Annotated in this window: 21 protein-coding genes, 2 tRNA genes and 1 pseudogene; 12 read left to right on the forward strand and 12 right to left on the reverse strand. The window is 56.4% G+C overall.

What is annotated here, in order from left to right; genetic code table 11:
* A partial coding sequence (locus tag ACG74X_RS09070) for a transposase domain-containing protein (protein ID WP_411234979.1) occupies positions 1-123 on the forward strand: 123 nt, incomplete at its 5' end.
* Here the strand turns inward: ACG74X_RS09070 and ACG74X_RS09075 are convergent.
* From ACG74X_RS09075 to ACG74X_RS09100, 6 genes are all read right to left on the reverse strand, one after another.
* Positions 105-854, reverse strand: a complete 750-nt coding sequence (locus ACG74X_RS09075) for a DEAD/DEAH box helicase family protein (RefSeq protein WP_411234224.1) — start codon at positions 852-854, stop codon at positions 105-107. The genes ACG74X_RS09070 and ACG74X_RS09075 overlap by 19 nt on opposite strands.
* A 2-nt stretch (positions 855-856) precedes the next feature.
* Entirely contained in the window at positions 857-3,889 is a 3,033-nt protein-coding gene (locus ACG74X_RS09080) for a type I restriction endonuclease subunit R (RefSeq protein WP_411234226.1), read from the reverse strand.
* Positions 3,886-5,238: a restriction endonuclease subunit S gene (locus ACG74X_RS09085; protein ID WP_411234228.1), complete on the reverse strand. Its 1,353-nt coding sequence runs from the start codon at positions 5,236-5,238 to the stop codon at positions 3,886-3,888. Before ACG74X_RS09085 ends, ACG74X_RS09080 begins: the two co-directional genes overlap by 4 nt.
* The gene (locus ACG74X_RS09090) at positions 5,235-7,247 is read right to left on the reverse strand and encodes an N-6 DNA methylase (RefSeq protein ID WP_411234230.1); all 2,013 of its coding nucleotides are present in this window, start codon (positions 7,245-7,247) and stop codon (positions 5,235-5,237) included. The genes ACG74X_RS09085 and ACG74X_RS09090 overlap by 4 nt, the downstream gene beginning before the upstream one ends.
* Positions 7,244-7,426, reverse strand: a complete 183-nt coding sequence (locus ACG74X_RS09095; RefSeq protein ID WP_411234232.1) for a hypothetical protein — start codon at positions 7,424-7,426, stop codon at positions 7,244-7,246. Before ACG74X_RS09095 ends, ACG74X_RS09090 begins: the two co-directional genes overlap by 4 nt.
* 646 nt (positions 7,427-8,072) lie before the next feature.
* Positions 8,073-8,918 carry a hypothetical protein gene (locus tag ACG74X_RS09100; RefSeq protein WP_411234234.1) on the reverse strand — a complete coding sequence of 282 codons (846 nt, stop codon included), beginning with the start codon at positions 8,916-8,918 and terminating at the stop codon, positions 8,073-8,075.
* A gap of 302 nt (positions 8,919-9,220) precedes the next feature.
* Here ACG74X_RS09100 and ACG74X_RS09105 point away from each other — a divergent pair, with 302 nt between their 5' ends.
* From ACG74X_RS09105 to ACG74X_RS09125, 5 genes and pseudogenes are all read left to right on the forward strand, one after another.
* Positions 9,221-10,723, forward strand: coding sequence for a type IV secretory system conjugative DNA transfer family protein (locus tag ACG74X_RS09105; protein WP_411234236.1), 1,503 nt, complete (start codon positions 9,221-9,223; stop codon positions 10,721-10,723).
* A gap of 10 nt (positions 10,724-10,733) precedes the next feature.
* Positions 10,734-11,060, forward strand: coding sequence for a hypothetical protein (locus tag ACG74X_RS09110; RefSeq protein ID WP_411234238.1), 327 nt, complete (start codon positions 10,734-10,736; stop codon positions 11,058-11,060).
* A gap of 22 nt (positions 11,061-11,082) precedes the next feature.
* Positions 11,083-11,364, forward strand: a complete 282-nt coding sequence (locus ACG74X_RS09115; RefSeq protein ID WP_411234240.1) for a hypothetical protein — start codon at positions 11,083-11,085, stop codon at positions 11,362-11,364.
* Between the two features lie 81 nt (positions 11,365-11,445).
* The gene (locus ACG74X_RS09120; protein WP_411234242.1) at positions 11,446-11,775 is read left to right on the forward strand and encodes a hypothetical protein; all 330 of its coding nucleotides are present in this window, start codon (positions 11,446-11,448) and stop codon (positions 11,773-11,775) included.
* 14 nt (positions 11,776-11,789) lie between these two features.
* Positions 11,790-12,824: pseudogene (locus ACG74X_RS09125) on the forward strand (recombinase family protein); the annotation flags it as partial.
* 493 nt (positions 12,825-13,317) lie between these two features.
* On the opposite strand, the gene ACG74X_RS09130 reads toward ACG74X_RS09125, so the two are convergent.
* The 5 genes from ACG74X_RS09130 to ACG74X_RS09150 form a co-directional block, all read right to left on the reverse strand.
* Positions 13,318-13,394, reverse strand: a tRNA-Arg gene (locus tag ACG74X_RS09130).
* A gap of 112 nt (positions 13,395-13,506) precedes the next feature.
* Positions 13,507-13,583: transfer RNA gene (locus ACG74X_RS09135), tRNA-Arg, on the reverse strand.
* A gap of 160 nt (positions 13,584-13,743) precedes the next feature.
* Entirely contained in the window at positions 13,744-15,891 is a 2,148-nt protein-coding gene (locus ACG74X_RS09140; RefSeq protein ID WP_411234244.1) for a malate synthase G, read from the reverse strand.
* 89 nt (positions 15,892-15,980) lie between these two features.
* The gene (locus ACG74X_RS09145; RefSeq protein ID WP_411234246.1) at positions 15,981-16,139 is read right to left on the reverse strand and encodes a DUF2256 domain-containing protein; all 159 of its coding nucleotides are present in this window, start codon (positions 16,137-16,139) and stop codon (positions 15,981-15,983) included.
* The gene (locus tag ACG74X_RS09150) at positions 16,139-17,668 is read right to left on the reverse strand and encodes an FAD-binding domain-containing protein (protein WP_411234247.1); all 1,530 of its coding nucleotides are present in this window, start codon (positions 17,666-17,668) and stop codon (positions 16,139-16,141) included. The genes ACG74X_RS09145 and ACG74X_RS09150 overlap by 1 nt, the downstream gene beginning before the upstream one ends.
* A 181-nt stretch (positions 17,669-17,849) precedes the next feature.
* Here ACG74X_RS09150 and pepN point away from each other — a divergent pair, with 181 nt between their 5' ends.
* The 3 genes from pepN (at position 17,850) to ACG74X_RS09165 (ending at position 22,009) form a co-directional block, all read left to right on the forward strand.
* Positions 17,850-20,399 (forward strand): aminopeptidase N, encoded by a 2,550-nt coding sequence (gene pepN, locus ACG74X_RS09155; protein ID WP_411234249.1) that lies wholly within the window; start codon positions 17,850-17,852, stop codon positions 20,397-20,399.
* Positions 20,400-20,501: 102 nt separating this feature from the next.
* Positions 20,502-20,927, forward strand: a complete 426-nt coding sequence (locus ACG74X_RS09160) for a hypothetical protein (RefSeq protein WP_411234251.1) — start codon at positions 20,502-20,504, stop codon at positions 20,925-20,927.
* Positions 20,928-21,148: 221 nt separating this feature from the next.
* Positions 21,149-22,009 carry a lysophospholipid acyltransferase family protein gene (locus ACG74X_RS09165; RefSeq protein ID WP_411234252.1) on the forward strand — a complete coding sequence of 287 codons (861 nt, stop codon included), beginning with the start codon at positions 21,149-21,151 and terminating at the stop codon, positions 22,007-22,009.
* A 45-nt stretch (positions 22,010-22,054) separates the two neighbouring features.
* Here ACG74X_RS09165 and ACG74X_RS09170 read toward each other — a convergent pair whose 3' ends face one another.
* On the reverse strand, positions 22,055-22,786 hold the full coding sequence (locus tag ACG74X_RS09170; protein WP_411234253.1) for a transglycosylase SLT domain-containing protein: 732 nt from the start codon (positions 22,784-22,786) through the stop codon (positions 22,055-22,057).
* A gap of 242 nt (positions 22,787-23,028) precedes the next feature.
* Here ACG74X_RS09170 and ACG74X_RS09175 point away from each other — a divergent pair, with 242 nt between their 5' ends.
* From ACG74X_RS09175 to ACG74X_RS09185, 3 genes are all read left to right on the forward strand, one after another.
* Positions 23,029-24,240 carry a hypothetical protein gene (locus ACG74X_RS09175; protein ID WP_411234254.1) on the forward strand — a complete coding sequence of 404 codons (1,212 nt, stop codon included), beginning with the start codon at positions 23,029-23,031 and terminating at the stop codon, positions 24,238-24,240.
* 73 nt (positions 24,241-24,313) lie between these two features.
* A complete protein-coding gene (gene gatB / locus ACG74X_RS09180; RefSeq protein ID WP_411234256.1) occupies positions 24,314-25,828 on the forward strand; it encodes an Asp-tRNA(Asn)/Glu-tRNA(Gln) amidotransferase subunit GatB in 1,515 nt (504 codons plus the stop codon).
* On the forward strand, positions 25,828-26,259 hold the full coding sequence (locus ACG74X_RS09185) for a DUF4177 domain-containing protein (RefSeq protein WP_411234257.1): 432 nt from the start codon (positions 25,828-25,830) through the stop codon (positions 26,257-26,259). The genes gatB and ACG74X_RS09185 overlap by 1 nt, the downstream gene beginning before the upstream one ends.
* The last annotated feature ends 54 nt before the right edge of the window (positions 26,260-26,313 follow it).

Genomic DNA, 26,313 nt, shown 5'->3' on the forward strand with positions numbered 1-26,313 from the left:
TGTAAACTCAACGGGATCGAGCCCCATGGCTATCTGTCCACTGTCCTGACAGCCATCGCTGGCGGACACAAACAAAACGACATCAACAAGTTGCTTCCCTGGAACTATCCCAAGCCCGTGTGACCGGCGCACCGCTTACCTTGAACACCATTGCGAAGGAGGATTTCTCGTAATCTTTCGGCTCGTTCTTGAAGATAGCGAGGTGGCACAAATGCAGTGTTGTGGCGTTCGAGGCCGCACGCGTCACGGAATTGACCCAACTTCCCGATCTCCCGAAAAGCAGGCTCAAACAAGCTCTTAATTTCATTGAATAATTCTTCTTCACCTCGAAGCGTAACACGCATCGTAAAGGAATCTCGGAGGATACCCTCAGCGACGTGAGCATCGTCGAAAATTATTGCGCCAGGAAAGTGCTTTCGCCGAATAGCACTGAAACCGTTGAACAGCGCGTGATACGTCGTGACGCAAAACGCCTTTTCCGATTCAAATAGGTCATTGCTAAAATTTCCCGCTGTTCTGGTTGTGCAAGCAATCCCAATCCTCTCAGCCTCTCGGACCGTTTGGTTCACGAGATCAATAGTTGAGCAAACATAGACGACATTCGGGATGCCCTCATTGACCAAAGACTGTGCCACCAAAAGCCCTGCAATGGTTTTGCCCGCGCCAGTGTTCAGAGAAATCAGAACATCGTGATTGTCACGCGCAGCATGCCATTCCGACAGTGCTTGCGCTTGACCGCGCCAAAGATCATTGGGTGTATCCTTGAGGCTTGGTAGCGCTTCGAAAATCTTGATTGGGTCCCGCGGTGCCGCGGTCTTCTTTGTGCTACCGAGTTTCGAAAAATCCATGCTCATAACTACCGCACCCCTCTAGTTTCAGTTTCCCTCGCCTCTCTGAGTGCACGGTTAAAGAAATGGCGTGTTGCCTTGTCCCGCGCTTCAGCGTCAGTCAGAACGATATTTTTCATTTCATTGTCACGCTGGAACATGCGAATAGCGCCTTGGAAGAAAGCATCACGGAACGCAGCATAGACGACATCGGGAGGATTGTTCCGAAGCATCTCGGTCATGTCTTCGTCCATGATATCGCGATTAACTTGTTCGAAGCGGATCATGTCAGCTTCCGAAAAATCTGTGCCGTGACGGTCGTTGAACGCCTGTACGATTTCAGACAGCTCTTTCTTTTCGTCTTCCGTGTATGGCTTTGCACCAAACTCACTGATGGCTTTCAGTGCCTCAGTGTCGCCTGCGCCGAGTGACGCACTGCCAGCCTCTTTCTCGACGACCTTGAAAGCCTGGAGCCGTAGCATGTCGTCGGTGATCTCGATCTCGGGCGGCACTTCACGGTTCGGCAGCAGCCGCGATAGCCAGTTGCCATAGGTGGCAAGCTTCTCAAGGCTTGTGTCTTCCAGACGCATAATCTGCGCGATGAAGCTGTAGAAGCGTCCGAAGCTCTTCAAGAGCTGGCGGAACTCTTCTTGCCGCCCCTCATCGTCATCTGCTTCGAACCGCGCGACCGCATGTTTGACGAGGCCTTCGAGCTGCACGCGATCAGCTCCGCTGAGCGGTCCCTTAAAGTAGGTCTGCGCGAAATGCTCGATCTCTTCTTTGTCGAGATAGCCGAAGCGATAGAGCCGCCCCTCAAGGTCGTACACCATGTTCGGATCGGACATAGCCTCGACGGTTGTCGCTTCAAAGAAGGGTTTGAACGCGGTCTGAATTTCTTCAATCGTATTCTGAAAATCGAGTATGAATGTCTGATCCTTGCCGGCTCGGGTGCGGTTCAAGCGTGAGAGTGTCTGCACTGCCTGAAGACCTGCGAGTTTGCGATCAACATACATGGCGCAAAGCTTGGGTTGATCGAAGCCCGTCTGATACTTTTCAGCGACGATCAGGATTTGATAGGTCTCTGGGTACGGCGTGCCGTCTGGCTTGAACCCGTCGAAGCGGCCAGGAAGCTCGGTTTCCGAGAAGTCGTTCAGATCGGCTTCAGTGTAGGTCTCTCCATCCAGTTCGAGATCGCCGGAGAAAGCAACAAGTGCTTTCAGGTCTCCGTAGCCCTGTTCCCGGATGTATTTCTTCACCCCAAAGTAATAACGCAATGCATGCTCGCGGCTTTGGGTGACGATCATGGCTTTGGCCTGATCTGCGAGCATCCCCATGACGTGGCGACGGAAGTGCTCAACGATAATCTCGACCTTCTGCCCTATGGCTGTCGCGTGAAGGTTCGCATACCGAGCCACTTTGCGTTGCCCGCGCCGCCCGCTCAGCTCGGGATCATCTTCGATGGTCTTTTCTAGCTGATAGTAAGCCTTGTAGGTCATGTAGTTCTGGAGCACGTCCAGAATGAAACCCTCTTCGATTGCCTGCCGCATCGAATAGAGATGGAACGGATGAGGCAGACCGTCGGGGCCTTGCACTCCGAACCGCTCAAGCGTCACATTGCGAGGGGTAGCCGTGAAGGCGAAAAAGCTGATGTTGGACTGCGGTCCGCGCGCCTTCTGATATTCCGCAATCAGGTCCTCGATGTCATCGCTCGATGAAGCTTCGCGCGTAAGCGCATCTGTCATTGACTGCGCCGCCTTGCCGGACTGGTTCGAATGGGCTTCGTCGATGATGACCGCAAAGTTCCGCTCGCTCTGACCTGAGAGAGCCTTGAGGTGATCGGTCGAGAACTTCTGGATCGTCGTGACGATGATCCGCGCACCTTTCGCTATGGCGTCCTTTAGCTGTCGGGATGTTCCGTCGATCTTTTTCACGACGCCTTGCGTCTGTTCGAACTGCGAAACCGTACTTTGAAGCTGGCGGTCGAGAACGATACGATCCGTAACGATGATTGCGGTGTGGAAGACCTGGGCGTCATCTGCATCGTGCAGATTGATCGCATGGTGAGCGAGCCAGCCAATGGTGTTGGACTTGCCTGAGCCTGCCGAATGCTGAACGAGATAGTTTTGCCCCGCGCCGTTCACGCGGGCATGCGTCATGATCTTCCTTACCGCATCGAGCTGCTGGAAGCGTGGGAAGATCATCACCTCATTCTTGCCGCTCACCTCCAAGGTCATGAACTGGCCGATGATGTCGATCAGGACCGAGCGGGAGAAGATAGCCGAACCCCAATCGCCGTCACCATAGAGGTAAGCAATGCGGTGTTCGCTCTCGACATCGGGATTGCCCGCGCCGCCGTCACGTCCCCGATTGAACGGAAGAAATCGCGTCTTGCCGTTTTGAAGCCGCGTGGTCATCGACACATTGTCTTCATCAATAGCGAAGTGAACGAGCGCGCCCCGCTTGAACGTCAGTAGCGGCTCATTCGCGGGCGAACGATCAGAGCGGTACTGCTTTTCTGCATGCCTGAACGTCGTGCCTGTCAGGAGATTTTTGGCTTCAATCGTCGCGACGGGCAGACCATTCAGGAAGAGGACGATATCAATCCGGTTGCCGTGCTTCTGGCTGTAGACGACCTCATCCATCACGCTGAGAATGTTCGCCTCATACTCGGCGATGCGTTTGGGCTCTAAGCCGCTCGCTGGACGGAAATAACAGAAGACGAAGGGGATGCCTGGAACGATCTTTAGCCCCTGACGGAGCACGTCCAACAGGCCGCGATCTTTGAGCGCCTTGTCGAGTTGCTTGAACAAAACATCTTCGGCTGAACCCGAATAATGCTGCTCAAGCTTTTCCCAAGCTTCCGCCTGCGTTTCTTTCAGAAACCGAATGACAAGTTCGCGATCCATCGCCAGCGGCTTGTCGAAGTGGATTTCACCTGCGTAACCACGGCTTTTTTCGGAACCGACACGACGAAGATAGCCTTGGGTTGAAACAAGGCTTTCGATCAGGTGCTCCTGAAGAACATCCTCTTTATGTAGATTTGAGGCGGCGTGTTCAGTCATACGCGCGCTTCCCGAAGAGCTATATCCTCTTCAATCTGATCAAGGCCGCGGTCGGTCTGCCCCTGCTTGCCCCAGGTTTCCACGTCGATCTGGCCCGTGACAGCGGCGGTGATCAGTGCTAAGCGAAACTCATGTAGGCGCGAGATCGAAAACTGAACGTGATCAACGACTTTGCTGAGATCACGTATCTTGGCATTGGCTTCAGTAATTAATTCCTTAAGTTCGTCCTCCGGAATTATTGGAAACATCAAATTGCGAATGTCGCCAAGACCTATGAAATCTTGAGCTCCGCCTCGTCCGATAAGTCGGAGCTGCTCGTTAAAAAGCGGGCTACGCAGGAATAGGAGTATTTGTTTGGCCAGCTGCTGATTGCCTCCAGTCTTGAAAAGGGCAACATTTTTTATAGAGAACTTACGTTCGTCCATCACAATAATTGATTTTCCGATATTACCTCCGATCATTGACATCAGAACGTCTCCTTGCTCAGTATTTGAGCGGCGATAAATTAAATCATGATCCTCGGCGCTTATATATTTTGCATTCGTGAAATCTATCGAATCACCAATGAAATCTTTTGATGTGATTAGTGGGAATGATTTTTCATCAGCATCTACATAGCTCGGAGTCTCATGGGTTCCGTCTTTGACTTTGACCACTCGCTTGATGGCGGTAATTCCCCAAGATTCAGGTATCGTAGGTAACCAAGGCAGACCTGTGGCCTTTCGCTGATGGTCGGCGACCAAACCAAAAGTGAAGTATCTTTCAAGTAAGGCTTGAGACTTTAATTGGATGATTAATTGGAGTTCTTGCTTTTTTTTGATCAGTTGGTCGACGCGATCGGTTTCTCGGTCAAGAAAATCAACAATGGCCTTTTGGGTTTCAAGGCCGGGGAGCATCACAGGGACGTTACGAAGAGCTTCGTGTTCCAAATCCCACTGGTTCACACGAACACCTTTTGAGATACGCCCATAGAGCGCGATGTAAGGATCACTTCTCAGAAGATAATGTAAGAACTGGTCACATTCCTCACTAAGCGGTTTGTACACATAGTATGCTGGGCTAACGATCCCTCGATAGCGAGAAATTGCTATAGAGCCCTGCCACGCTTTCATCTTGTTTGTGACAAGCGATCCCTCCGTAACGAGCTGATAACCCGATAGGTCATCAGATTCCTTGTTGTGGTTGTCATCCCGCGAGGATTTGGGAATGACACCGTAGTCGCGATAGACAGAGAGCAATTCTTCATCGGCAAAGCCAGTGAGTTTCTGTCTTCGAAAAAGTGACCACAACGGGCGGGTTTCCCATCCCGCAGGTGTTCTTGCAGCTATAAACGTCTGGAGTTCGCTCACGCTGCCACCTCCTTCAGGAGCCCAGCGATCTCAGCTTCGAGCGCCTTTAGCTCTGCGTCGATCTCTTCGAGCGGGCGGGGCGGCACATAGTAGTAGAAGTAGCGGTTGAAGTTGATCTCATACCCGACGCGTCCGACCTGCTTGTCGCGTGCGTCTGTGTGGCTCTGATCGACCCAGGCGTCAGGCACGAAAGGCAGAACCTCGCGCTCCATGTAGTCGTGCCAATCCTCACTCAGGGGCACAAGCTCGTGGTCACGCAGTTCAGTATCGGGTTCCGGCCTGCCGTTTTTGTCCGTGCAGATGTCGGCGTCTTCGTCACGCTCCGAAAGCGCAGCCAAGATTGCTTTCCTGATCGGTGCGCCGATCTTCAATCCAGTGGCTTTCAAGGCCTTGGACAGTGCTTTTTCGAAGGCATCCCGATTGGTGAAGAGTTGATCACCGATGGCCGAAAGCGCAGCCTCAATATTGTTTTGGTCGGCCTTCTCCAACTTTGTGTAGGGCTTATAGTCACTCAGGCGTGCGAGCCGTTCGTCCGACACTTGAAAATTCAGCTTCAATGGGCGCTCGACACGAATTTCTCGGTAGCCGAAATCGGTGGTCTCAAAAATCTTTGAAACATCATCCTGACCGCTCTCGCCATTGAGGAAGTCGGCATAGAGACGGACAATTTCTGCTCGCGCCTCGTCGGTAATTTCGCGACGTTTGGAGCCGAGGGACTTACGCATGCTGGACCAAAACCGCTCGCCAGATGCGTCGATGAGCTGGACTTTGCCTTGGCGGTGCTTGGGCTTCCGATTGGTCAGCAGCCAGACATAGGTCTGGATGCCTGTGTTGTAGAAAAGGTCAGTTGGTAGCGCGACGACAGCCTCAACCCAATCGTTTTCGAGCATCCAGCGGCGGATTTCGCTTTCGCCGGACTGTGCGCCGCCCGTGAAGAGTGGCGAGCCATTCATGACGATACCGATCCGCGAACCGTCCTCATCGTCGCGCATCTTGGAAATCATGTGCTGAAGGAAGAGAAGCTGGCCGTCCGAGATACGGGGCGTACCCGCACCGAAGCGGCCTCCCATTCCCATATTCTCAGCTTCCGCCTTGATCGGTTCTTGATACTTCTTCCAGTCCACTCCGTAAGGCGGATTGGAGAGCATGTAGTGAAACTTCTTACCCGCATGCGCATCCTGCGTGAGCGTATTCCCGAAAGCGATCTGTTCGGGGTCGTGACCTGTCACCAGCATGTCAGACTTACAAATGCCGAAGGACTCATCGTTCAGCTCTTGACCGAATAGCTCCACGCGGATTGAGGGGTTGAACTCCTTCAGTGCCTCTTCGGTAAGGGCCAGCATGCCGCCTGTTCCGCAGGCAGGGTCATAGACCTGTCGAATAATGCCGCGCCCTGTAAGCTTCGCGTCGTCGTTGGCAATGAGCAGATCGACGATCAGCCGAATGACTTCGCGCGGGGTGAAGTGCTCCCCTGCGGTTTCGTTCGACATCTCTGAGAAGCGACGGATCAGCTCTTCGAAGAGATAGCCCATCTCTAAGTTTGAAACGGTGTCAGGATGTAGATCGACTTCGCAGAAGCGCTCGAAAACGTTCCAGAGGATGCCGCCATCCTTCAAACGCTTGAGCTGATCGGTGAAACGGAACTTGTCGAGAAAGATATCACGTACATTCGGCGAAAACTTCGTGATGTAATCGATGAGGTTTTGATGGAGCTGCCCAGGGTCTTGCCCTTTCAAGCTTTCGAAGGTGAAGCGCGAAAGGTTATAGACCTTCACATTACCACCTACCGCACCAAAAAGGATCATGTCGCGTGTGGCATCATCGGCGTTTTCAGGAAGCGATTTCCCGGCTTCGAGAACAGCTTGCTTGCTGTCCTGAAGGAGGCAGTCGAGACGGCGTAGAACAACAAAGGGCAGCATGACCTTGCCATATTCGGACTGCTTGAAATCTCCACGCAGAATTTCAGCAATCGACCACACAAAGCCGCCTAGATTTTTAATGTCGGTCATGTACGCCTCTTCCTGCTCGTCATGTCGTCTCGCATGTTCGACAGATCGGCCTTACGCACGTAATCGCGCATGTATTCACGGAGCACCTGAGCGGCGGGCTTGTCTTGGGCCTTGCAGGCTTTGAGAAAAGCTTCGCGCAATTCACGGTCGATGCGGATGCGAAGTCCAACGTCTTTCATGCGCAAGAGTGTAGCCAATGGATACACATTTGTGAAGCATTTTTCACGTGCGCTTTGTTTGTTGGTTTTCGGAATAGAGGCTGGCGGAAGTCGGAGGTTCCGTGATCTATCTTCGGTAAGATGGCGGCATCCAATCGGCGGCGATTGGTCTCGATGAAATCGTCTCCATGACATGGCGCGCATCCAAACCGCGAAGGGTTGGTCTCCATGAAATGGTCATGGGGGGTATCGGGGGAGCAGGAACGCGCCCCTGATCGGGGATCAATCGAGCGGTCGATTGTGCATGGTTCGGTGCAGGTGGAGAGGCAAATCTCCAAGCCCTGCGAGTGGGGTTCAGGGGGCGCGAAAGCCCCTGATCTTCCTGAAAGGATCGATGGGTGCAGGGAGAGCGAAGTCTCCTTGCGAGTGGTGAAACGGCGATACGTTTTTGGCTTCAAAAGGCTCAATGCCTGACCGAAGCCACGGCCTGGGGGATGCAACGGGGGCGCGCAGCGAGCCCCTTGCCAAGATGTTTTGTACTACAAAACACATCTTGCAGTGTCGGAAAACACGCCATTATTTGCGGTTTTGACAGGTAACGAGAGAAAGTTCGAACCCGAAGCGACAATCTCAATAGAGCAAACGGGAGAAACTTCGAACCCTTATTTCATAAGGCTTCGTCTTGGCTCTGACCCGGCTCAGTGATCCTGACAAGCTCAATCGTGCAATCGGCATGCAGCGGGTCGTCGTGCGAATTGTTCTGCGTACGCCCGATGCCGCCGTGAAACGTCATTTCGCCGCGCAAGATCAACGGATCAGCCTCTTTTCGAAAGAGCCGATAAACGCGCGTTTCAAGCATGGTGCGCGTTGTCATGAAGTAGCGCGGGACTTCGCGATCCGAAAAGCCAAAGGCGGTGATGATGCCCGCTTCACTCGGCGCGGGTAGCGTCTCAGGAAAGCTTTCGATGGTGGGATCGAGCGAGGGGTTGATAATCGCCTCCGATACGATCAGCGCATCCGACTTTTCAAACGGCTTCATCTCGATCACCGCATAAGCGAATTTTGCGTCCAGATTCTCGATGGGCGATGGCGCGAATGAAAAGCCGTCGAAAACGGTGACTTCACCAATGGGGTCTTTGGCTTCATCCCGTACCGCAAAACTGCCCCACGCAAGATAGCGCCCTTCCAGCTCTTCAAGAGCAATCGGCCTCGGTAGCGGCCTTGCAAAGAAATGGGCAAGCGTTGCCGCCATCTCCTGCACATCTGGCGGCGGGACACTTCCTAGGAACGCCGCAACGGCTGCGATGAAATCGTCGGTCTGGCGATGACTGTTCTTCAAGAAACGATCAACGCGCTTGCGCCCGCCTTCGAACGCCATCGCATATCTGGTCGCCTCGGCAATCCGGTCTGAGAGCTGCTGCGGACTCAGCTCATAATGATCGGCGTAAGCCCGCAACGCTGCGCGCAATCGGTCTCGTTCCTCGTCTGAATAGGCAGTGATTGGCGCGGCCATTGGCGGGCTTCTTTCGTCCGTGTCCAGCTTGTGTCCAGGACAAGGCTAGCCGCTTTCCTGCATTTTTCCAGCAATCGTCTGGGCGCATGTCGCGCCTGAACTGCCGGAGAAAACCAATGGCTGGAACGAAACCGCAAAACAAAGATGGCTTACCCTTCGGGCAGGTTGTGCTTGGCGTCTCCATGATGGCCTTGGCCGCTGGTGCGCCAGAAGTGCTTGGCACGCCCGATGCGGGCGGGCAGCTTTTCCTGACGCTCCTTGGCGGTGCTGGCGGGCTCAACACGCTCTCGGGTCTGGTCGGCATGATGAATGCGGCGGCGCGTAAACAGCGCCGCGATCAGGCCGAAGTCACCAGCGGCATTTATGGCGAGGCGGATTTCGCTTCGCTCGATGACTGTGAAGCTGCGGGGCTGCTCGATCCGAACGGGCTTTATTTGGGCACGCTCGATGGCGAGCCGCTTTTCTTCTCGGGCAAGTCACACCTTTTGACGGTTGCGCCCGCACGGCAAGGCAAGGGTATCGGGACAGTGATTCCGAACCTTTTGCACTTTCAGGGCGCGGTCATTGTCACCGATCCCAAGGGCGAGCTGGCCGCAGTGACGGCGCAGCACCGCGCGGAGCGCTTCGGGCAGAAGGTTGTGGTTCTCAACCCTTGGGGGCTGAACGGCCTGCCGCAACAGCGGATCAATCCGCTGCAAGAGCTGATCTATCTGGCAAGCGATGTCACGCTTCAGCGCGGCCTCACCGACAAAGTGAAGGCCATTGCCTTGCAGCTTTTGCCTGAGCCGGAAGATCAGAAGAACAGGTTCTTCCGCGAAGGGTCGCGAACCGCCATTCGGTTTGTGCTTCTGGCTTTGGCAATGCTGCACCCTGAGCGCTGCACCTTGCCCGAAGTATGGCGCGTGTTGGCCAATCAAAGAAAGCTGCGCGAGCTTGGTACGAAGGCGCGCGAATCGATGGTTCTGGGCGGCGTACTGTCGGAGCTCGCGGACGATCTGCTCGCAACAATGGAAGATAGCCCGGACCAGTTTGCGGACTTTCGGACGGGCGCTGTGCAGGCGCTCGATGTCTATGCACCGGGCGGCTATCTGGCCGATGCCGTGAGCGGATCGGGCGTTGATCTGGCCGATCTGAAGAACGGCGATGTCAGTGTCTATCTGGCTTTTCCGCAAGAACGCATTGCTTCGCACGGCGCAGCACTCGGGCTGATCGTGAATGAAGCCATCTCGGCGGTCTCGCGGGCGGATGGCGCGGGCGAGGTTCTGTTCATGCTCGATGAGTTCGCCAACCTCGGCAAGCTCGACGGGCTCGCGGGAAACCTCACGGGACTGCCCGGTCTCGGTATTCGGCTCTGGATGGTGGTGCAGGAGCTCGCGGAGCTGACAAGGCTCTATGGCCCGAACACCGCGAAGACGATCCTCTCGCAATCCGAAGTGCAGCAATTCTTCGCGGTCAACGATCATGACCTCGCAGAAAAGCTCTCGAAACGGATGGGGCAGCGGACGGTCAAGACACGCTCGCTGAACCTCGGCAAATCCGAAGATGAGGATATCGGCGAAAGCCTTGGCGAGACGGGTCAACCGCTCATGCGCCCTGAAGAGATCATGCAGATGGATCGATCTGATCAGCTGATCTTTGCAGGCGGCGGAAAGCCGATCCGCGCGCAACGCCCGCCCTTCTGGTTCGTCGACCCTTGGCAGGGCTGGGCTGAAAGCAATCCCGTCGAGGGCGACTACCCGAAACCAAAACCACTGTTCAGCCTTCGCTACGGGCTGAACCAACGCGGCGAAAACGATGACGAGTGAGGACAAGACAATGACAAACAGAAAGATTGAAGTGGTCGGCCAGAATCGCAGGCGCAAGAAAGCAGGCGGCAGCGTTGGGGGTGCGATGGGCAAGTTTGCCCTTCGCCTCATCATGCACCCGGCTTCCATCGGGGTCGGCGTTCTCACGCTCGCGGGCTTCGCCTTCGGCACGCCGCATGTTGCTTGGGAATATGGCTGCGCGCATCCGCGCCACAGCGCGTGGAGCGAATGTCGGCAAATCTCGTGGTGCGCCTATTACGGCTTCCAGGGCAGACGGACGGATCGTCCTGACGTCGGCGAACGCTGCGACCTCATCCGGCTCATGCCGATCAAGTAACCCGATCAAAGGATACGATGCGATGAAGACCTACACCCACACGTTTGAGTTCTGCCCGTTTCAGACGCGTCAGCTTGAGCTGCTGCGACGTCTGCACAATCCGCATGATGACAGCCTGCACCTGACCACTAAGCAGGTCATGAACGCGGGTTTCGATCACAAGCTTCGCAATGCCTATGACCGCATTGCCCACAGTCACTATGACGACTTCGAAGCGCTGATCGAAAGGGTGATCCGTGAGGACGAACGCGCAAACCTACGGTCGGGCTTTTTGTCTGATCTCGACCACGACATTCCGTTCTAACCCGCAGAATTTGTAGGGTTACAGCGGATTATGGTAAAATATAAATATAGGGACATCTCGATAAGTAGAGATGATGTAACTATGACGAATATACACGATGACAAAAAGGGCGAGTTGAGCTTTGCCTTCAGTGAGCACGCGCGCCCGATTCTGACGGTCGATGTCGAGAGGTATCAATCCTATCTCGATGATACTGACATGACAGACGAGCAAAAACAGGCCTTTATCGAGGCCCTATGGTCAATCGTCGTTTGTTTTGTCGATCTCGGCTTCGGCGTGCATCCGCTCCAGGAAGTGTGTGGACAGAATGACGAAAAAGCCATTTCTGACGCGCCTTCCATCGTTTCTGATGTATATTTGGAGCATTCCGACAACGATGAACAAGATGAATTGGAGCACCAGCCCCAGTAAAGAGATGAGTCATGATGAATATTGAGAAAAAGAAAATAGATGCATCCAGGGCCGTCATCTATTGCCGCGTTTCCAGCACTAAACAAACGGTGCGTGGCGATGGCCTTGGATCACAGGAAACCCGCTGCCGGGAATTCGCGAAATACAAGAACCTTGAGGTGGTGAAGGTATTTCAGGATGACACGTCAGGCGGGATGGCGACACGCCCGGGAATGGAAGCCATGCTTTCATTCCTGCGCGCGCAGCGTGGCGAGCCTGTGGCTGTTATCATTGATGATATCAGCCGCCTCGCACGCGGCTTGATGGCGCATTTTGAGCTGCGTATTCAGATCAGCGAAGTCGGCGGCGTTCTCTTGAGCCCGTCAATTGAGTTCGGCGAGGATTCCGACTCGCAGCTGGTTGAGAATCTGCTTGCGTCCGTCTCGCAACACCAACGCCAAAAGAACGGCGAGCAAACCGTCAATCGAATGCGCGCGCGTGTGCAAAATGGCTATTGGGTCTTCGCTGTGCCTATCGGCTATCGCTACGAACGCGTGAGCGGGCATGGCAAGCTTCTGGTGCGCGACGAACCGAACGCGTCAGTGCTTCAGGAAGCACTGGAAGGCTTTGCAAACGGTCGGTTTGAAACCCAGGCCGAAGTCAGACGCTTTCTAGAGCGGCAGCCATCGTTTCCGAAAGATTCCCAGACGGGTGAAATCCGCAATCAACGGATCGCGGAGATTCTGACGCGACCTGTGTATGCGGGCTATGTGGAAGCCCCAAATTGGGGTGTCTCGCTTCGCAAAGGTCAACACGAGGGGCTTATCAGCTTTTCGACCTACGAACGTATTCAGGAGCGCTTGAAGGGCAAGGCACGTGCGCCTGCACGCAAAGACATCAACGCGGATTTCCCGTTGAGAGGCTTTGTGCTTTGCGATGATTGCGGAACGGCACTCACGGCGTGCTGGTCGAAGGGAAAGAAACAGAAATATCCCTACTATCTTTGCCCGAAGAAAGGCTGTGCGAGCTATCGCAAGTCCATCAGGCGCGAAGAGATTGAAGGGGAGTTTGAAGGCGTTCTGAAGGGCTTGCAGCCCACAGAAGGCCTGTTCACGCTCGTCAAGGCGATGTTCAAGGACGCTTGGGCAATGCGTATCGCTCAGGGCAATGAGGTGAAACACGCCTACCGTTCAAAGATCGCTGAGGTGGAGAAGAAGGTCGAACAGCTTCTTGATCGGATTGTGGAGGCAGACAGCCCGACTGTCATTGCGGCCTATGAGAAGCGCATTTCGAAGCTGGAACGTGAGAAGCTGGTTCTGTCCGAAAAACTAGCAAATACGGGCAAACCGACCAACACCCTGGAGGACTCGTTCGAACACGCCCTGCAATTTCTGGCAAGCCCTTGGAATATTTGGAAAAATGCCGATCTATTGATGAAAAGAACGGTGCTCAGACTGGCCTTTTTGGAGCCGATTTCGTACTGCCGGAAAAAAGGAGTTCGAACACCAAATTTAGCCTTACCTTTCAAGGCTTTAGCGGATTTTAACATGGGAAAATGCGAGATGGCGCACCTGAGAGGATTCGAACCTCTGGCCTCTGCCTTCGGAGGGCAGCGCTCTATCCAGCTGAGCTACAGGTGCCTGACCGTCTCTATACGCGGGGGGGATTGGGGGCGCAAATGCAAAAATTGCTTGTGGCGGGTGTTTTCGGATCGGCCTGGGCCGATCCGATCAGGTGGGGGCGCTGCCCCCACGCCCCCGAGGTATTTTTTGCCCAAAGAAACACCNGCCTTCGGAGGGCAGCGCTCTATCCAGCTGAGCTACAGGTGCCTGACCGTCTCTATACGCGGGGGGGATTGGGGGCGCAAATGCAAAAATTGCTTGTGGCGGGTGTTTTCGGATCGGCCTGGGCCGATCCGATCAGGTGGGGGCGCTGCCCCCACGCCCCCGAGGTATTTTTTGCCCAAAGAAACACCGGATAACGGCAGGATTACCCAGCGGCTTTGAGTTCGAGGCGGCGTTGGTGCAGGACCGGTTCGGTATAGCCCGACGGTTGCACACGGCCGTCAAAGACCAGGTCACAGGCGGCCTGGAAGGCGATGCCATCAAAGCCCGGTGCCATTGGCGTGTAATTCGGATCGCCTGCGTTCTGATCGTCGACGACCTTGGCCATGCGTTGCATGATCGACATCACCTCGTCCCGGGTCACGATGTTGTGGTGCAGCCAGTTGGCGATATGTTGCGCGCTGATGCGGCAGGTGGCGCGGTCTTCCATGAGGCCGATATTGTTGATGTCGGGCACTTTGGAACATCCGACGCCCTGATCAATCCAGCGCACCACATATCCCAGAATGCCCTGTGCGTTGTTTTCGACTTCTCTGGTGACTTGTGCGCTGTTCCATTTGCGATAGCTGGCCAGCGGAATGTCGAGGATGATGTCCACATGTGCGCGGCGTCCGCCTTGGAGGAGTTTGTTCTGAACCGCAAAGACATCCACTTTGTGGTAATGCAGCGCATGCAGGGTTGCGGCGGTGGGCGATGGCACCCAGGCGCAATTCGCGCCGGCCTGTGGATGGGCGATCTTTTGTTCGATCATCGCCGCCATCATGTCGGGCATGGCCCACATGCCCTTGCCGATCTGCGCCTTGCCGGACAAGCCGCATTCGAGCCCGATATCGACATTGCGATCTTCGTAGCCGCCGATCCAGGCCTTGCGCTTGATGAAATCCTTGCGGCTGAACGGGCCGGCCTCCATCGAGGTGTGGATCTCGTCGCCGGTGCGGTCCAGAAAGCCCGTGTTGATGAACGCGACGCGGTGCTTGGCGGCGCGGATGCATTCCTTGAGGTTCACCGATGTGCGGCGTTCTTCGTCCATGATGCCCAGCTTGACAGTATATTGCGGCAGGCCCAGCGCTTGTTCGACAAAGGTGAATGTTTCGTCGGCAAACGCCACTTCGGCGGGTCCGTGCAGCTTGGGTTTGACCACATAGACCGATCCGGTATGCGAATTGCGCAGGCCTGTCGTCTTGGCCAAGTCATGTTTGGCAATCAGCGCGGTGATCATCGCGTCCATCAGACCCTCGAAGATTTCCGAGCCATCGCGCAGCAGGATCGCGGGATTGGTCATCAGATGCCCGACATTGCGTACCAGCATCAGCGCACGGCCCTTGATCGTCACCTCGCCGCCATCTGGCGCTGTGTATGTGCGGTCTGGATTGAGCGCCCGGGTCACAGTCTGGCCGCCCTTTTCAAAGCTTTCGGACAGATCGCCCTTCATCAAGCCAAGCCAGTTGGAATAGGCCAATGTCTTGTCTTCGGCATCCACGCAGGCGACCGAATCTTCGCAATCCATGATGGCCGAGATGGCACTTTCCAGACGCACATCGGCCAGACCCGCCTGATCGCGGCTGCCGATCGGATGGGTTCGGTCAAAGACCAGTTCAACGTGCAGCCCGTGGTTTTTCAACAAAACCGCATCCGGGGCTTTGGGATGGCCCGTGTAACCAATAAATTTCGATGGGTCCGTGAGCGGCATGTCGTCCACCAGCAAGACCCCGTCATGCACATAGTAACGACGCGCGTCGGCATGGCTGGTTCCGTCAAGCGGAAACGCTTCGTCGAGGAACACGCGGGCCCGTGCGACAACACGCGCGCCCCGGCCCTTGTCATACCCGCCTTTCGGTGCGGGCGATCCCATGGCATCGGTGCCATACAGCCCGTCATACAAGCTGCCCCAGCGGGCATTGGCGGCGTTCAGCGCGTAGCGGGCGTTGGTGATCGGCACCACCAGTTGCGGGCCGGGGACCGTCGCGATTTCCGGATCGGTATTGGCCGTTTCAATCTCGAACCCGTCGCCTTCGGGCAAAAGATAGCCAATCTCGGTCAGGAACGCCTTGTAGGCTTCGTGATCATGGGGCTGGTTGCGGTGACGGATATGCCAGTCGTCGATTTGCGTCTGGAGGCTGTTCCGGATCTTCAAAAGCTCTGCATTTCTTGGACCAAACTCGTGCGCAAGTGTTGACAGCGCCGTCCAGAACGCATCCGCCTCGACGCCGGTGCCCGGCAATGCCTGACCCTCGACAAAGTCGTGCAACACCTGATCCACCTGCAATCCGTGGCGTTCAATCCGCGTGGCCATGCCGCGTCTCCTATCGTTTGTATACCGTGGTGCTCCATTAGGAAGAAAGCACCTGGACCGCAACCGCGTCGGGCGGGTATTTTTCGGGACTACCGCTGTGGCCGCTTTTTTCCGGTACGTCGGCACCGTTCAGAGCAATATCGTACCTCGTCCCAGACCTTTTCCCATTTTTTACGCCAGGTGAACGGCAAGCCACATGACGCGCAGGTTTTGCTGGGCAGGTCGGATTTCTTGCGGTGTCTGGCCATCAAAGATCAAGTTTCAACTGACTGTCCTCGGGTGCAGAACGACGCGGTTTGCGCTTGGGTTTGTCCGCAATCCGGTCGTTCACAAAATGCCCCGCACTGTCTTTGCGACTTGCATGTTTGTGAATGACGCGCTGCGTCTCGGTGCGGTCGGCGCTGCCGCGCAGAGAGAAAATTCTTTGGCGTGCGACCCGCGCCGCCTGGGCGACATCGACAATCGGCATGGGGTATGTTTTGCCAAGGACCTGTCCTGCCCCGTCCCACATCCAGGGCGCGTGCAGATGTTGGTCCGGCACCATCGCCAGTTCCGGAACCCAACGGCGGGTGAAAACACCAGTGGGATCTTGATCACCGCCCTGCTTGATCGGATTGTAAATACGCGGTGTGTTGATGCCTGTCGTGCCGGATTGCATCTGCATTTGTGACCAATGGATGCCCGGTTCGTAATCGGTGAACATCCGCGCCAGGTGCCGCCCCGTGCTGCGCCAATCCAGCCAGAGATGATAGCTGGCCACTGCGACAACCATGGCCCGCATCCGGAAGTTCAACCAGCCTGTGGCCTTAAGCGACCGCATGCACGCATCAAGGAATGGCATCCCGGTTTCGCCAGCCTCCCATGCGGCGAGCCGTGTGCGGTCCGGTTCGAGCGGGCGCATGCCTTCATACGCACGGTGCAGGCAGCGATACTCCAGAGCGGGCTCGTCCTCGAGTTTTTGCATGAAGTGGTCACGCCAGGCAAGGCGGGATTGAAAGGATTTCAGGCTACCGGCCCAGCCATCCCGCGGCCCGCCCTTGACCTCGCGCTGGCGCGCCGCGCAGGCTTGGCTGACCTCACGGACGGACACCGTGCCAAGGGCCAGATGCGGGCTGAGCCGGGAACACGCAATGGCCCCGTCCAGCGGCGAGGACATGTCTTTGCGGTATGTTCGGCCCCGTTCGGCCAAAAAACCACCAAGATGTGACATTGCGTGTTCGCGCCCGCCCTTTTGCCGATCGGGACAGGGGTCCTGTGCCGTCAGAACCGGGACCGGGTCGGACGCCAGCGATACCGGAGGCAGAGCTCTGGGCGGGTCAAGCTGGGGCTGAGATACAAAGCGATTGCGATGTTTCGCCCATCCATCGCGGCCATCAAGCCGCCGCACCACACCGCATTGCGGCATTTCGGTCCACTCGATTCCCTGCGCTCTGGCCCACAGCGCCACGGATTTGTCGCGCGCAAACGTCCAGGCATTTCCAGTTTCCTCATGACTGATCATCTGGGTAAAGGCGACGGTCCTGTGCAGCTGATCAAGCGTTTCAACCGCATCGCCGACGCGGATGACAAGATCGCTGCCAAGGCCGCGCAGATCGCGGCGCAAACTGCTCAGACACTCTTGCAAAAACGCATACTGCCGGCCCGACATGTCCGGCAATGCCCAGTATTCCGGCTCTAGGAGATACACGGGCAAAACCGCATCCTTCGCGGCCGCCCAGGCCAATGCCGGGTGATCCGTTATGCGCAAATCGCGTTTGAACCAAACAAGTGTCGTCATGTGGCAGCAAATAGGGGAAGGGCGGCGTTTGAACAGGTCCATTCGTTCGGCAAAGGTAAGGTAAGACCAGTGCAGGCGTCAGGGTCCCATTGACATCGCTGCGTGCCCGCAACCCGTTTTCCTTCTTTGCGAACCCGGTCTACACCTTACCTTAATCGCAGACACCAGACCGGAGCCCTTTATGAAAGATGCCGCCCCTACCACAATCTATCTGAGCGATTACACGCCTTTCGGCTTTACCGTCGACAGCGTGCATCTGACGTTCCGCCTTGCTCCGACAGCGACGCGGGTGATCAGCAAGATTTCGTTTACGCCGAACCCTGACGCCACGGACAAAACGTTTTTCCTGCACGGTGAAGAGCTTGACCTGAAATGGGCAAGGATCAACGGCACCGAAGTATCGCCGGTGGTGAGCGATGACGGGCTGCGGTGCGACGTGCCGGACAGCGCGTTCGTCTGGGAGGCCGAGGTCGAGATCAGCCCCGAAACCAATACCGCGTTGGAAGGGCTTTATATGTCCAACGGCATGTATTGCACGCAATGCGAGGCCGAAGGTTTCCGCAAGATCACATACTATCCCGACCGCCCGGACGTGATGAGTGTGTTCACGGTACGCATCGAAGGTGACGAAAAGGTTAAGCTATCCAATGGAAATCCCAAGGACCAAGGTGAAGGCTGGACGGAATGGCATGATCCGTGGCCAAAACCGGCCTATCTTTTCGCTTTGGTGGCCGGGGATCTGGTGAACCATCCCGACAGATTTACCACCATGTCCGGCAAAGAGGTCGAGCTGAACATCTGGGTCCGCCCGGGCGATGAAGGCAAATGCGCGTTCGGGATGGAAGCGCTAAAAAAATCAATGGCTTGGGACGAAGAAAAGTACGGCTGCGAATATGATCTCGACATCTTCAACATCGTTGCCGTGGATGATTTCAACATGGGTGCGATGGAAAACAAAGGGTTAAACATCTTCAATTCCTCCTGCGTTCTGGCATCGCCCGAGACAAGCACCGACGGAAATTTCGAAAGAATTGAAGCCATAATTGCGCATGAGTATTTCCACAACTGGACCGGCAATCGAATCACCTGCCGGGATTGGTTTCAGCTGTGCCTGAAAGAAGGCCTGACAGTGTTCCGGGATGCGCAGTTTACAGCGGATATGCGCTCGGAACCGGTGAAACGGATCTCGGATGTGATCGACCTGCGCGCGCGGCAGTTTCCCGAGGATCAGGGGCCGCTCAGCCACCCGGTGCGGCCGGAGAGTTTTCAGGAAATTAACAATTTCTACACCGCTACCGTCTACGAAAAGGGTGCCGAAGTGATCGGTATGTTGAAAACACTGGTAGGGGATGAGGCCTATTCTAACGCTCTGGATTTATATTTTGACCGCCATGACGGGCAGGCATGCACCATTGAGGACTGGTTACAGGTCTTTGAGGATGCAACCGGTCGCGATCTTGGCCAATTCAAACTCTGGTATTCGCAATCTGGCACGCCCCGGTTGCGCGTTTCGGACAGCTGGAAAAATGGGACCTATATCCTGACCTTTACACAGAACACGCCGCCTACGCCCGGACAGGATGTAAAAGACCCCAAGGTTATCCCGATTGCGGTTGGCTTGCTGAATCCCAATGGCGATGAGGTGACCCCCACGCAAATCCTAGAGATGACGGCAGAGACACAAAGCTTTTCATTCGACGGGCTGGCAACCAAACCGGTTCCATCTATCCTGCGCGGATTTTCCGCACCTGTTGTTCTTGACCGCGAGAGCAGCCGGGAAGAGCGGGCATTTCTATTGGCGCATGACACGGATGCGTTCAATCGTTGGGAAGCCGGTCGCAACCTGTGTCGTGAAAGTCTGGTCGCCACCATCACAGAGGGCACACCACATGATGATGCCTGGCTTGACGCCCTTGAAAAAGTGGTGCGCACCGAAACGCTTGATCCCGCTTTCCGGGCCCTCATGCTGGCCGGACCAACACAGTCAGAACTGGCGCAAGTTTTGTTCGACCGAGGTGTCACACCAGATCCAGATGCGATCTGGGATGCAACAGAAAGCCTAAGACAACATATCGCGCATCGCTGGAAAGCTTGGATCGGTGACGCGATGCGCGCCGTCGCAGTGACAGACCCGTACTCCCCTGACGCGCATCAATCCGGCAAGCGCAGCCTTGCTGCCGCGTTGTTATCACTACAAACCGTGCTTGACGGTGGCGCTGCCGCACAGGCGCAATATGACAATGCCGACAATATGACGTTGCAAATCACCGCCTTTACACAGCTTTTGCGCTCCGGCAACGGGGCTGCGGCAACACAGGCTTTCTATGACCAGTGGAAAGACGACCGCCTTGTGATGGACAAATGGTTTGGCATTCAAGTCGGTGTAGCACGACCAGAGAGTGCGGTTGATGTGGCCCGCCGACTGACCGAGCATTCGGCATTTGATTGGACCAATCCCAACAGGTTCCGCGCCGTGATGGGTGGATTTGCGATGAATCACGCCGGGTTCCACCGAAAGGATGGTGCAGGATATGCGTTCCTTACGGATTGGCTGATCAAGCTGGATGATAAAAACCCGCAGACAACGGCGCGGATGTGTTCCGTGTTCCAGACGTGGAAACGCTATGACGCCGACCGCCAATCACTGATCCAGGAACAGTTGCAGCGGCTGAAGAACAAGCCCGCGCTTAGCCGCGACACCGACGAGATGGTGACGCGAATTCTTGGGTAAACATGGGACTTTTGCCGCATATCTATGTCGCAGACGATCTGGCGCGGCGGCCATGCGCCGCGCCGTTGGACACTGGCAGACTATGTCAAAATTCGGCACCTGATGAGTCTTGACCACCAAATCAATGCACGCCGCCCCAAAGCGTTGATGATCATTGGCCTTGTGTGGATCGGGCTTTTTCTGCTTTGGGCGGCCCTTGATGCGGCCTGGTGGATCGTGGCACCGCTTGCCCTGTTTTCGCTGCCCGCGATTTTCGAAGCGTGGCGCAATGATACGGCGGGGCTCCGGCTCGATCATGACAGGCTTGAATGGTATAGCCCGCGCCATTCGGGCGGCGTGGATTTGCAAGATATTGATCATGTGCGCTTTGACACGCGACTCGATTTTGCCATCAATGCCCGGCTGCACTTGGTGACAGGCGCGGTCATTCGATTGCCGATCGAGGCGCTGCCACCTTACCCACAATTTTGTGCGGCGCTTGAGCGGGCGGGCGTGCGTCATGAGCGACATCATTTCGGGTTTTTCTGACCATCGCTGCGTAGCCCCGCCCGGGTGAAACGACCGAAAAACGGGGGACACTGGCACAGCCTGCTGCACTGGCCGATGTTCCCTCCTGCGGAAAAAAGAAAACCAGCTTGACGGCAAACGCTTGCGCAAAATGCGACCCAAGGTCCGGGCCGCTTGCGTTTTGGCCACTCAATTGTGACAGTGCCGTCTGACTGCCATGCCCCTCTGCAAGGAGAGCGCATATGAAAGACCGGATTGACCCTTTGATCGCAGACCGTGCGCCGTGGCTGTTCCGCCCATCTGCATCTGCACTGTTGGCGCGACCGATTTTGAACCACATTCTTGGCTATCACCAAACCGTCACGCTGGCCCAAGAGATCGCGGCCTTGCCAGCACAGCGCATCCTTGACCTGATGGCCGAGCGATTGGCGCGATGCGTCGCGGTATCCGGGCTTGACCATTTGCCGCGTCAGGGCCCCGCCCTGGTGGTTGCCAACCATCCGACCGGAATTGCCGATGGTGTGATTCTGCATTCAGTTCTGCGCCATGTCCGGTCAGACGCCTATTATTTTGCAAACCATGACATCTTAAAGGTTTTGCCGCAGATGGCAGAGACGATCGCGCCGGTCGAATGGCGCAAAGACCGACGCAGCCACGCAAAAACGCGCGAAACCATGGTCTATACACGCCGCGCGGTCAAAGACGGTCGATTGGGCGTGATTTTTCCCTCGGGCCGGCTTGCGAAACGGCGTGGCATGCGATTGCATGAACGGCCCTGGATGCCCAGCGCGGCAATGCTGGCGCGTAAGTTCGATCTGCCGGTGATTCCCGTTCACATTCAGGCGCGCAATTCGGTCATGTTTTACCTGTTCGACGCGATTCACCCGACGCTGCGGGACATCACCTTGTTTCATGAAACCCTGAACAAAGACCGCCAACCGTTTGACGTCACAATTGGCGAACCGATTTCTCCGACGGCGCTTCGGGATACGCCGGATGATGCGATTGCTTTGCTGCGGCGGGCGACTTTGGCGTTGGGAGAGCCGAAAAAACGCGGCGTGTCTTTATGGGCGGCCTCGCGAAGCAAACCCCGGCGGGTGTAGCGCAGAGCACCCGATGTGGACTGCAAAGATGGTCCGCCATCAGGGTCAGGGAATGCTGGCGCGCCCCATGGTGGACACCACCTGACCGGATGGGGGAACATCCGGTCGGGCAACCGGGCGCAAAGACCGGGCCAGTCCGGTGCAATATGGCTGCGCGCGCATCCACGACATCATGTCCTCGCGTTTCTTTCGGCTGTGAAACGGCCCCCAATCCGCCGCGACACCGCGCATGCCAGACGACACCACACCATCGCGCGGCACCGTGGTCGACATGATGCGCAACGCGCATTGAAGATTGGCCCCGCCGCTTTTCAACGCGGTTCGAGACGTGGCCGCACAGCCATATCCACGCGCCGTGGCCGGAAGGATCTGCAATAACCCGTACCATTTCCCACCGCCGCCCACGGCGGTTGGCCGGTATGTGCTTTCGTGTTTTGCCAAAGCGGACAATAAGCCAATCCAGAACGCCTCGCGACCGGGCGTGTCATTGGTCGGGTAGGCCGGGCACCATTGAGCAATGTCCTGAGGGACCGTTTCAGGAAGACGCCGCGCATGGCTGCGCAATGCGCTCAGAGCCGCGCGAGACCAGGTCTCGGCTTCTGACCGATGGCTCCACCGCATATCCGGAAGCGCTGTGTGATTGCGCGCCACGGGCCGTAATGACACGGAAACGGACGCCGTGGTCAGACCGTCGCCAACCGTGGCAGGCGTTGCCATCGCGGACCCGCCAAGACCCAGCGCAATCACCGCCACATATATGATCCCCAAGCGCGACATCGCGCGTGCATGCCGGATTTGCTTATATAAATCAAGCAACCGCAGCCAGGGCTTTTCGAATTAACGTGTTTTTCGCGGGTTTCCGCCAATGCCGCAATGGTTTCGGCGGAGTTCCGCAAGCGCCCCCAGATTACCGTCACCAAATCGTTTTGGTGCCCGATTTGCGACACGTTTTTCAAGCATACAAAATACAACAAATGCACTCCTCCGGTATCGTGCCGGACCAGCAAAAGGCGGGACCTATGCCTGTTTTGGAAAACCTGACGACCTTGATCCGCAAAGCGCGGGATTCGGTAGAAAACCCGATGCCGGATGGTGGGCTGATCAATATCGACGCGCTTCATGCAGCCCCCAAGCTGACGTTACCTGTCAAAGACACAAGCGCAGAAGAAGACGCGCGCAGCCAGTTGTTTGAAGAAGGTCTTTTCCTTGCGCGGCAGGATGCGTGGGGCACTCTTGGCGCGCGCATCCGTACATCAGATACGGCGCGCAAAATGACACCGGGTGGCGTGCCGGAAGCAGAATTGCTGGCCGAAGGCGCACGCGCGGATGTCATCACAGCGGCAAATCGCGCGGTCAATGCCGGGGATGATGCCAATGTCACAAGAATCCTGGAGGATATGGCACTGGTATTCGATGAAACCGCCGAAGATCACGCCGTGGCCTATGTGATTGCGATGGCGCATATTGACATTGGCTGGGCATGGCGCGGCGAAGGCTGGCGTCAGGACATTCCGGCCGCCAACCGTGCCGCTTTTTTTCGCCATTTCAAATGCGCAAACGATCTGATCGACCGGTTTGATCCATTCGAACATGATTCACCGATGCTGGCCGCCGTGCGATGTGCCCTGCTGTCCGCCGAGACCCGCCCCCGCACACGCGCCTGCGATGATTACGAGGATCTGATTGATCTGGCCCCGTCTGCCGCCAAATACATGCGCGCTTTGGGCAATCACATGTTGCCGCGCTGGTTTGGCAGTTTTGAACGGCTTGAACATGAAGCGATGCGCACAATGGAGCGCACGCAGGATGTGTGGGGAACGGGGGGATATACCTGGACCTATCTGGATGCACTGAGCGTGGACAATGATGCGTTTGATCTTTTGAATGCCGATTTGTTTTGCCAGGGCATTCGCGATATTCTGGACCGTCAGAACGACCAGCATTCGGTCAATGTGTTCGCCGCGTTCACAGGAAGCGCATTGGAACCCGACGGCGTGAACCAGGACGCGCGGGCGAAAATCTCCGGCTGTTTCGATTGGATTGTCCAGGATCATCTGCGCGAAATTCACCCTAGGGTCTGGTACGCGGCCAAAGGCGTGTGGGCCGCGCGTCTGGATGATCGGGCCCGGATCGCCAAAGGGCGTCATCGCGCATCGGCGGCGCTGGAACGTCATGCGTCAGGGTTGCCGCCAGTGACCACCCCGACGGCCGACAAACCTGCGGCTATGTAAACGCCGCCGAACCCCTTGCCCCCTGCCCCCCTCTGGCGTATTCCACGCGGCGTTCACGCCGAGAGGAATAGCCATGTTGGACCTGAGCTTTGAGACACCGAAACCCAAGGTCATCGCCGGGGCCAAACATGATTGGGAACTGGTCATCGGAATGGAGGTCCACGCACAGGTCGCGTCAAAAGCGAAACTGTTTTCGGGCGCGTCCACACAGTTTGGCGCAGAACCCAATTCAAACGTGGCTTTCGTGGACGCCGCCATGCCGGGCATGCTGCCGGTGATCAACGAATTCTGCGTCGAACAGGCGGTGCGCACCGGGCTTGGCCTAAAGGCCGAGATCAACCTGAAATCCGCGTTTGACCGCAAGAACTATTTTTACCCCGACCTGCCCCAAGGCTATCAGATCAGTCAACTGTATCACCCCATCGTCGGCGAAGGCGAAGTGATTGTGGACATGGAGCCCGGCATCGCACGCCGCGTGCGGATCGAGCGTATTCATATCGAACAGGATGCGGGCAAATCGATCCACGATATGGACCCAACCATGTCCTTTGTCGATTTGAACCGCACCGGTGTGGCCCTTATGGAAATCGTGTCGCGCCCCGATATTCGCGGCCCCGAAGAGGCGGCGGCCTATGTCGTGAAACTGCGCCAGATCCTGCGCTATCTGGGCACCTGCGACGGAAACATGCAAAACGGCAATCTGCGCGCAGATGTGAACGTGTCGGTCTGCCGTCCGGGGCAATACGAAAAGTATCAGGAAACGCAGGATTTCAGCCATCTTGGCACCCGGTGCGAGATCAAGAACATGAACTCCATGCGCTTTATCCAGATGGCGATTGACGTCGAGGCGCGACGCCAGATCGCGATCCTTGAAAATGGCGGCTCTGTCGATCAGGAAACCCGGCTGTACGATCCGGACAAAAACGAAACACGGTCGATGCGCTCCAAGGAAGAGGCGCATGATTACCGCTACTTCCCCTGCCCCGACCTGCTGCCGCTTGAGATTGAGCAGGCTTGGGTCGACGATATCAAGGCGTCTTTGCCGGAATTGCCGGATGAAAAGAAAGCACGGTTTGTTAAGGATTTCGGTCTATCAGAATATGACACGGATGTGCTGACGGCGGACACAGCCAATGCTGCGTATTTTGAAGAGGTTGTATCGGCTTGCAATGACGGGAAATTAGCGGCCAATTGGGTGATCAATGAACTGTTCGGCCGGCTCAAGAAGGAAGACCACGACATCACAGAAAGCCCGGTCTCCCCGGCACAGCTGGCTGGTATCATTGGGCTGATCAAAAAGGGCGACATTTCGGGCAAGATCGCAAAAGATCTGTTCGAGATTGTCTACACCGAAGGCGGCGATCCGGCGCAGATTGTCGAAGATCGCGGGATGAAGCAGGTCACCGACACCGGTGCCATTGAAGCCGCAGTCGATGACATCATCGCGGCCAACCCCGCACAAGTTGAAAAAGCCCAACAAAACCCCAAACTTGCGGGTTGGTTCGTGGGTCAGGTGATGAAAGCCACAGGCGGCAAGGCGAACCCGAAAGCGGTCAACGACATCGTCACTGCGAAACTTGGGCTCTGATGATCGCACGATCTGAATACAAGGTGGTTCCGGCCCCGGTGAAGGGCCTCAAGGCCAAAGGGGTCAAGGGGGCCGAGGCGCGGTTCGCCCTGGCGGTGGAACAGACGATCAACGACCTGGCCGCAGAGGGCTGGGAATATGTGCGCACGGATGTTCTGCCCTCAGAGGAACGGCAGGGCTTGACCGGGTCGGTGACGCAATGGCGCAACCTGATGGTCTTTCGCCGCGCGATGCCAAACGATGTCGACCACGCGCCAGTCATCAATGCACCAACACCCGCAGCGCGCGTGGAGCCGGTTTTGACAGCCGCCCCCGCCGTGTCGTCCGCAGTCCCCGAAGGTCCGGGCGTCGCAGAAGCCGATGCGCAAACAGACCAGACGACATCGGACCAAACCAGCCAGGATAGCGCTGAGGAGACGCAGAGGGCTTAAGCGCAGATCGCCCTCTTGACGCGCAGATTTGGCATCCAGGCAAAACGCGTTTGA

This window comes from Marivita sp. S0852, assembly GCF_046591575.1.
In the GTDB taxonomy this organism is placed as follows: domain Bacteria; phylum Pseudomonadota; class Alphaproteobacteria; order Rhodobacterales; family Rhodobacteraceae; genus Marivita.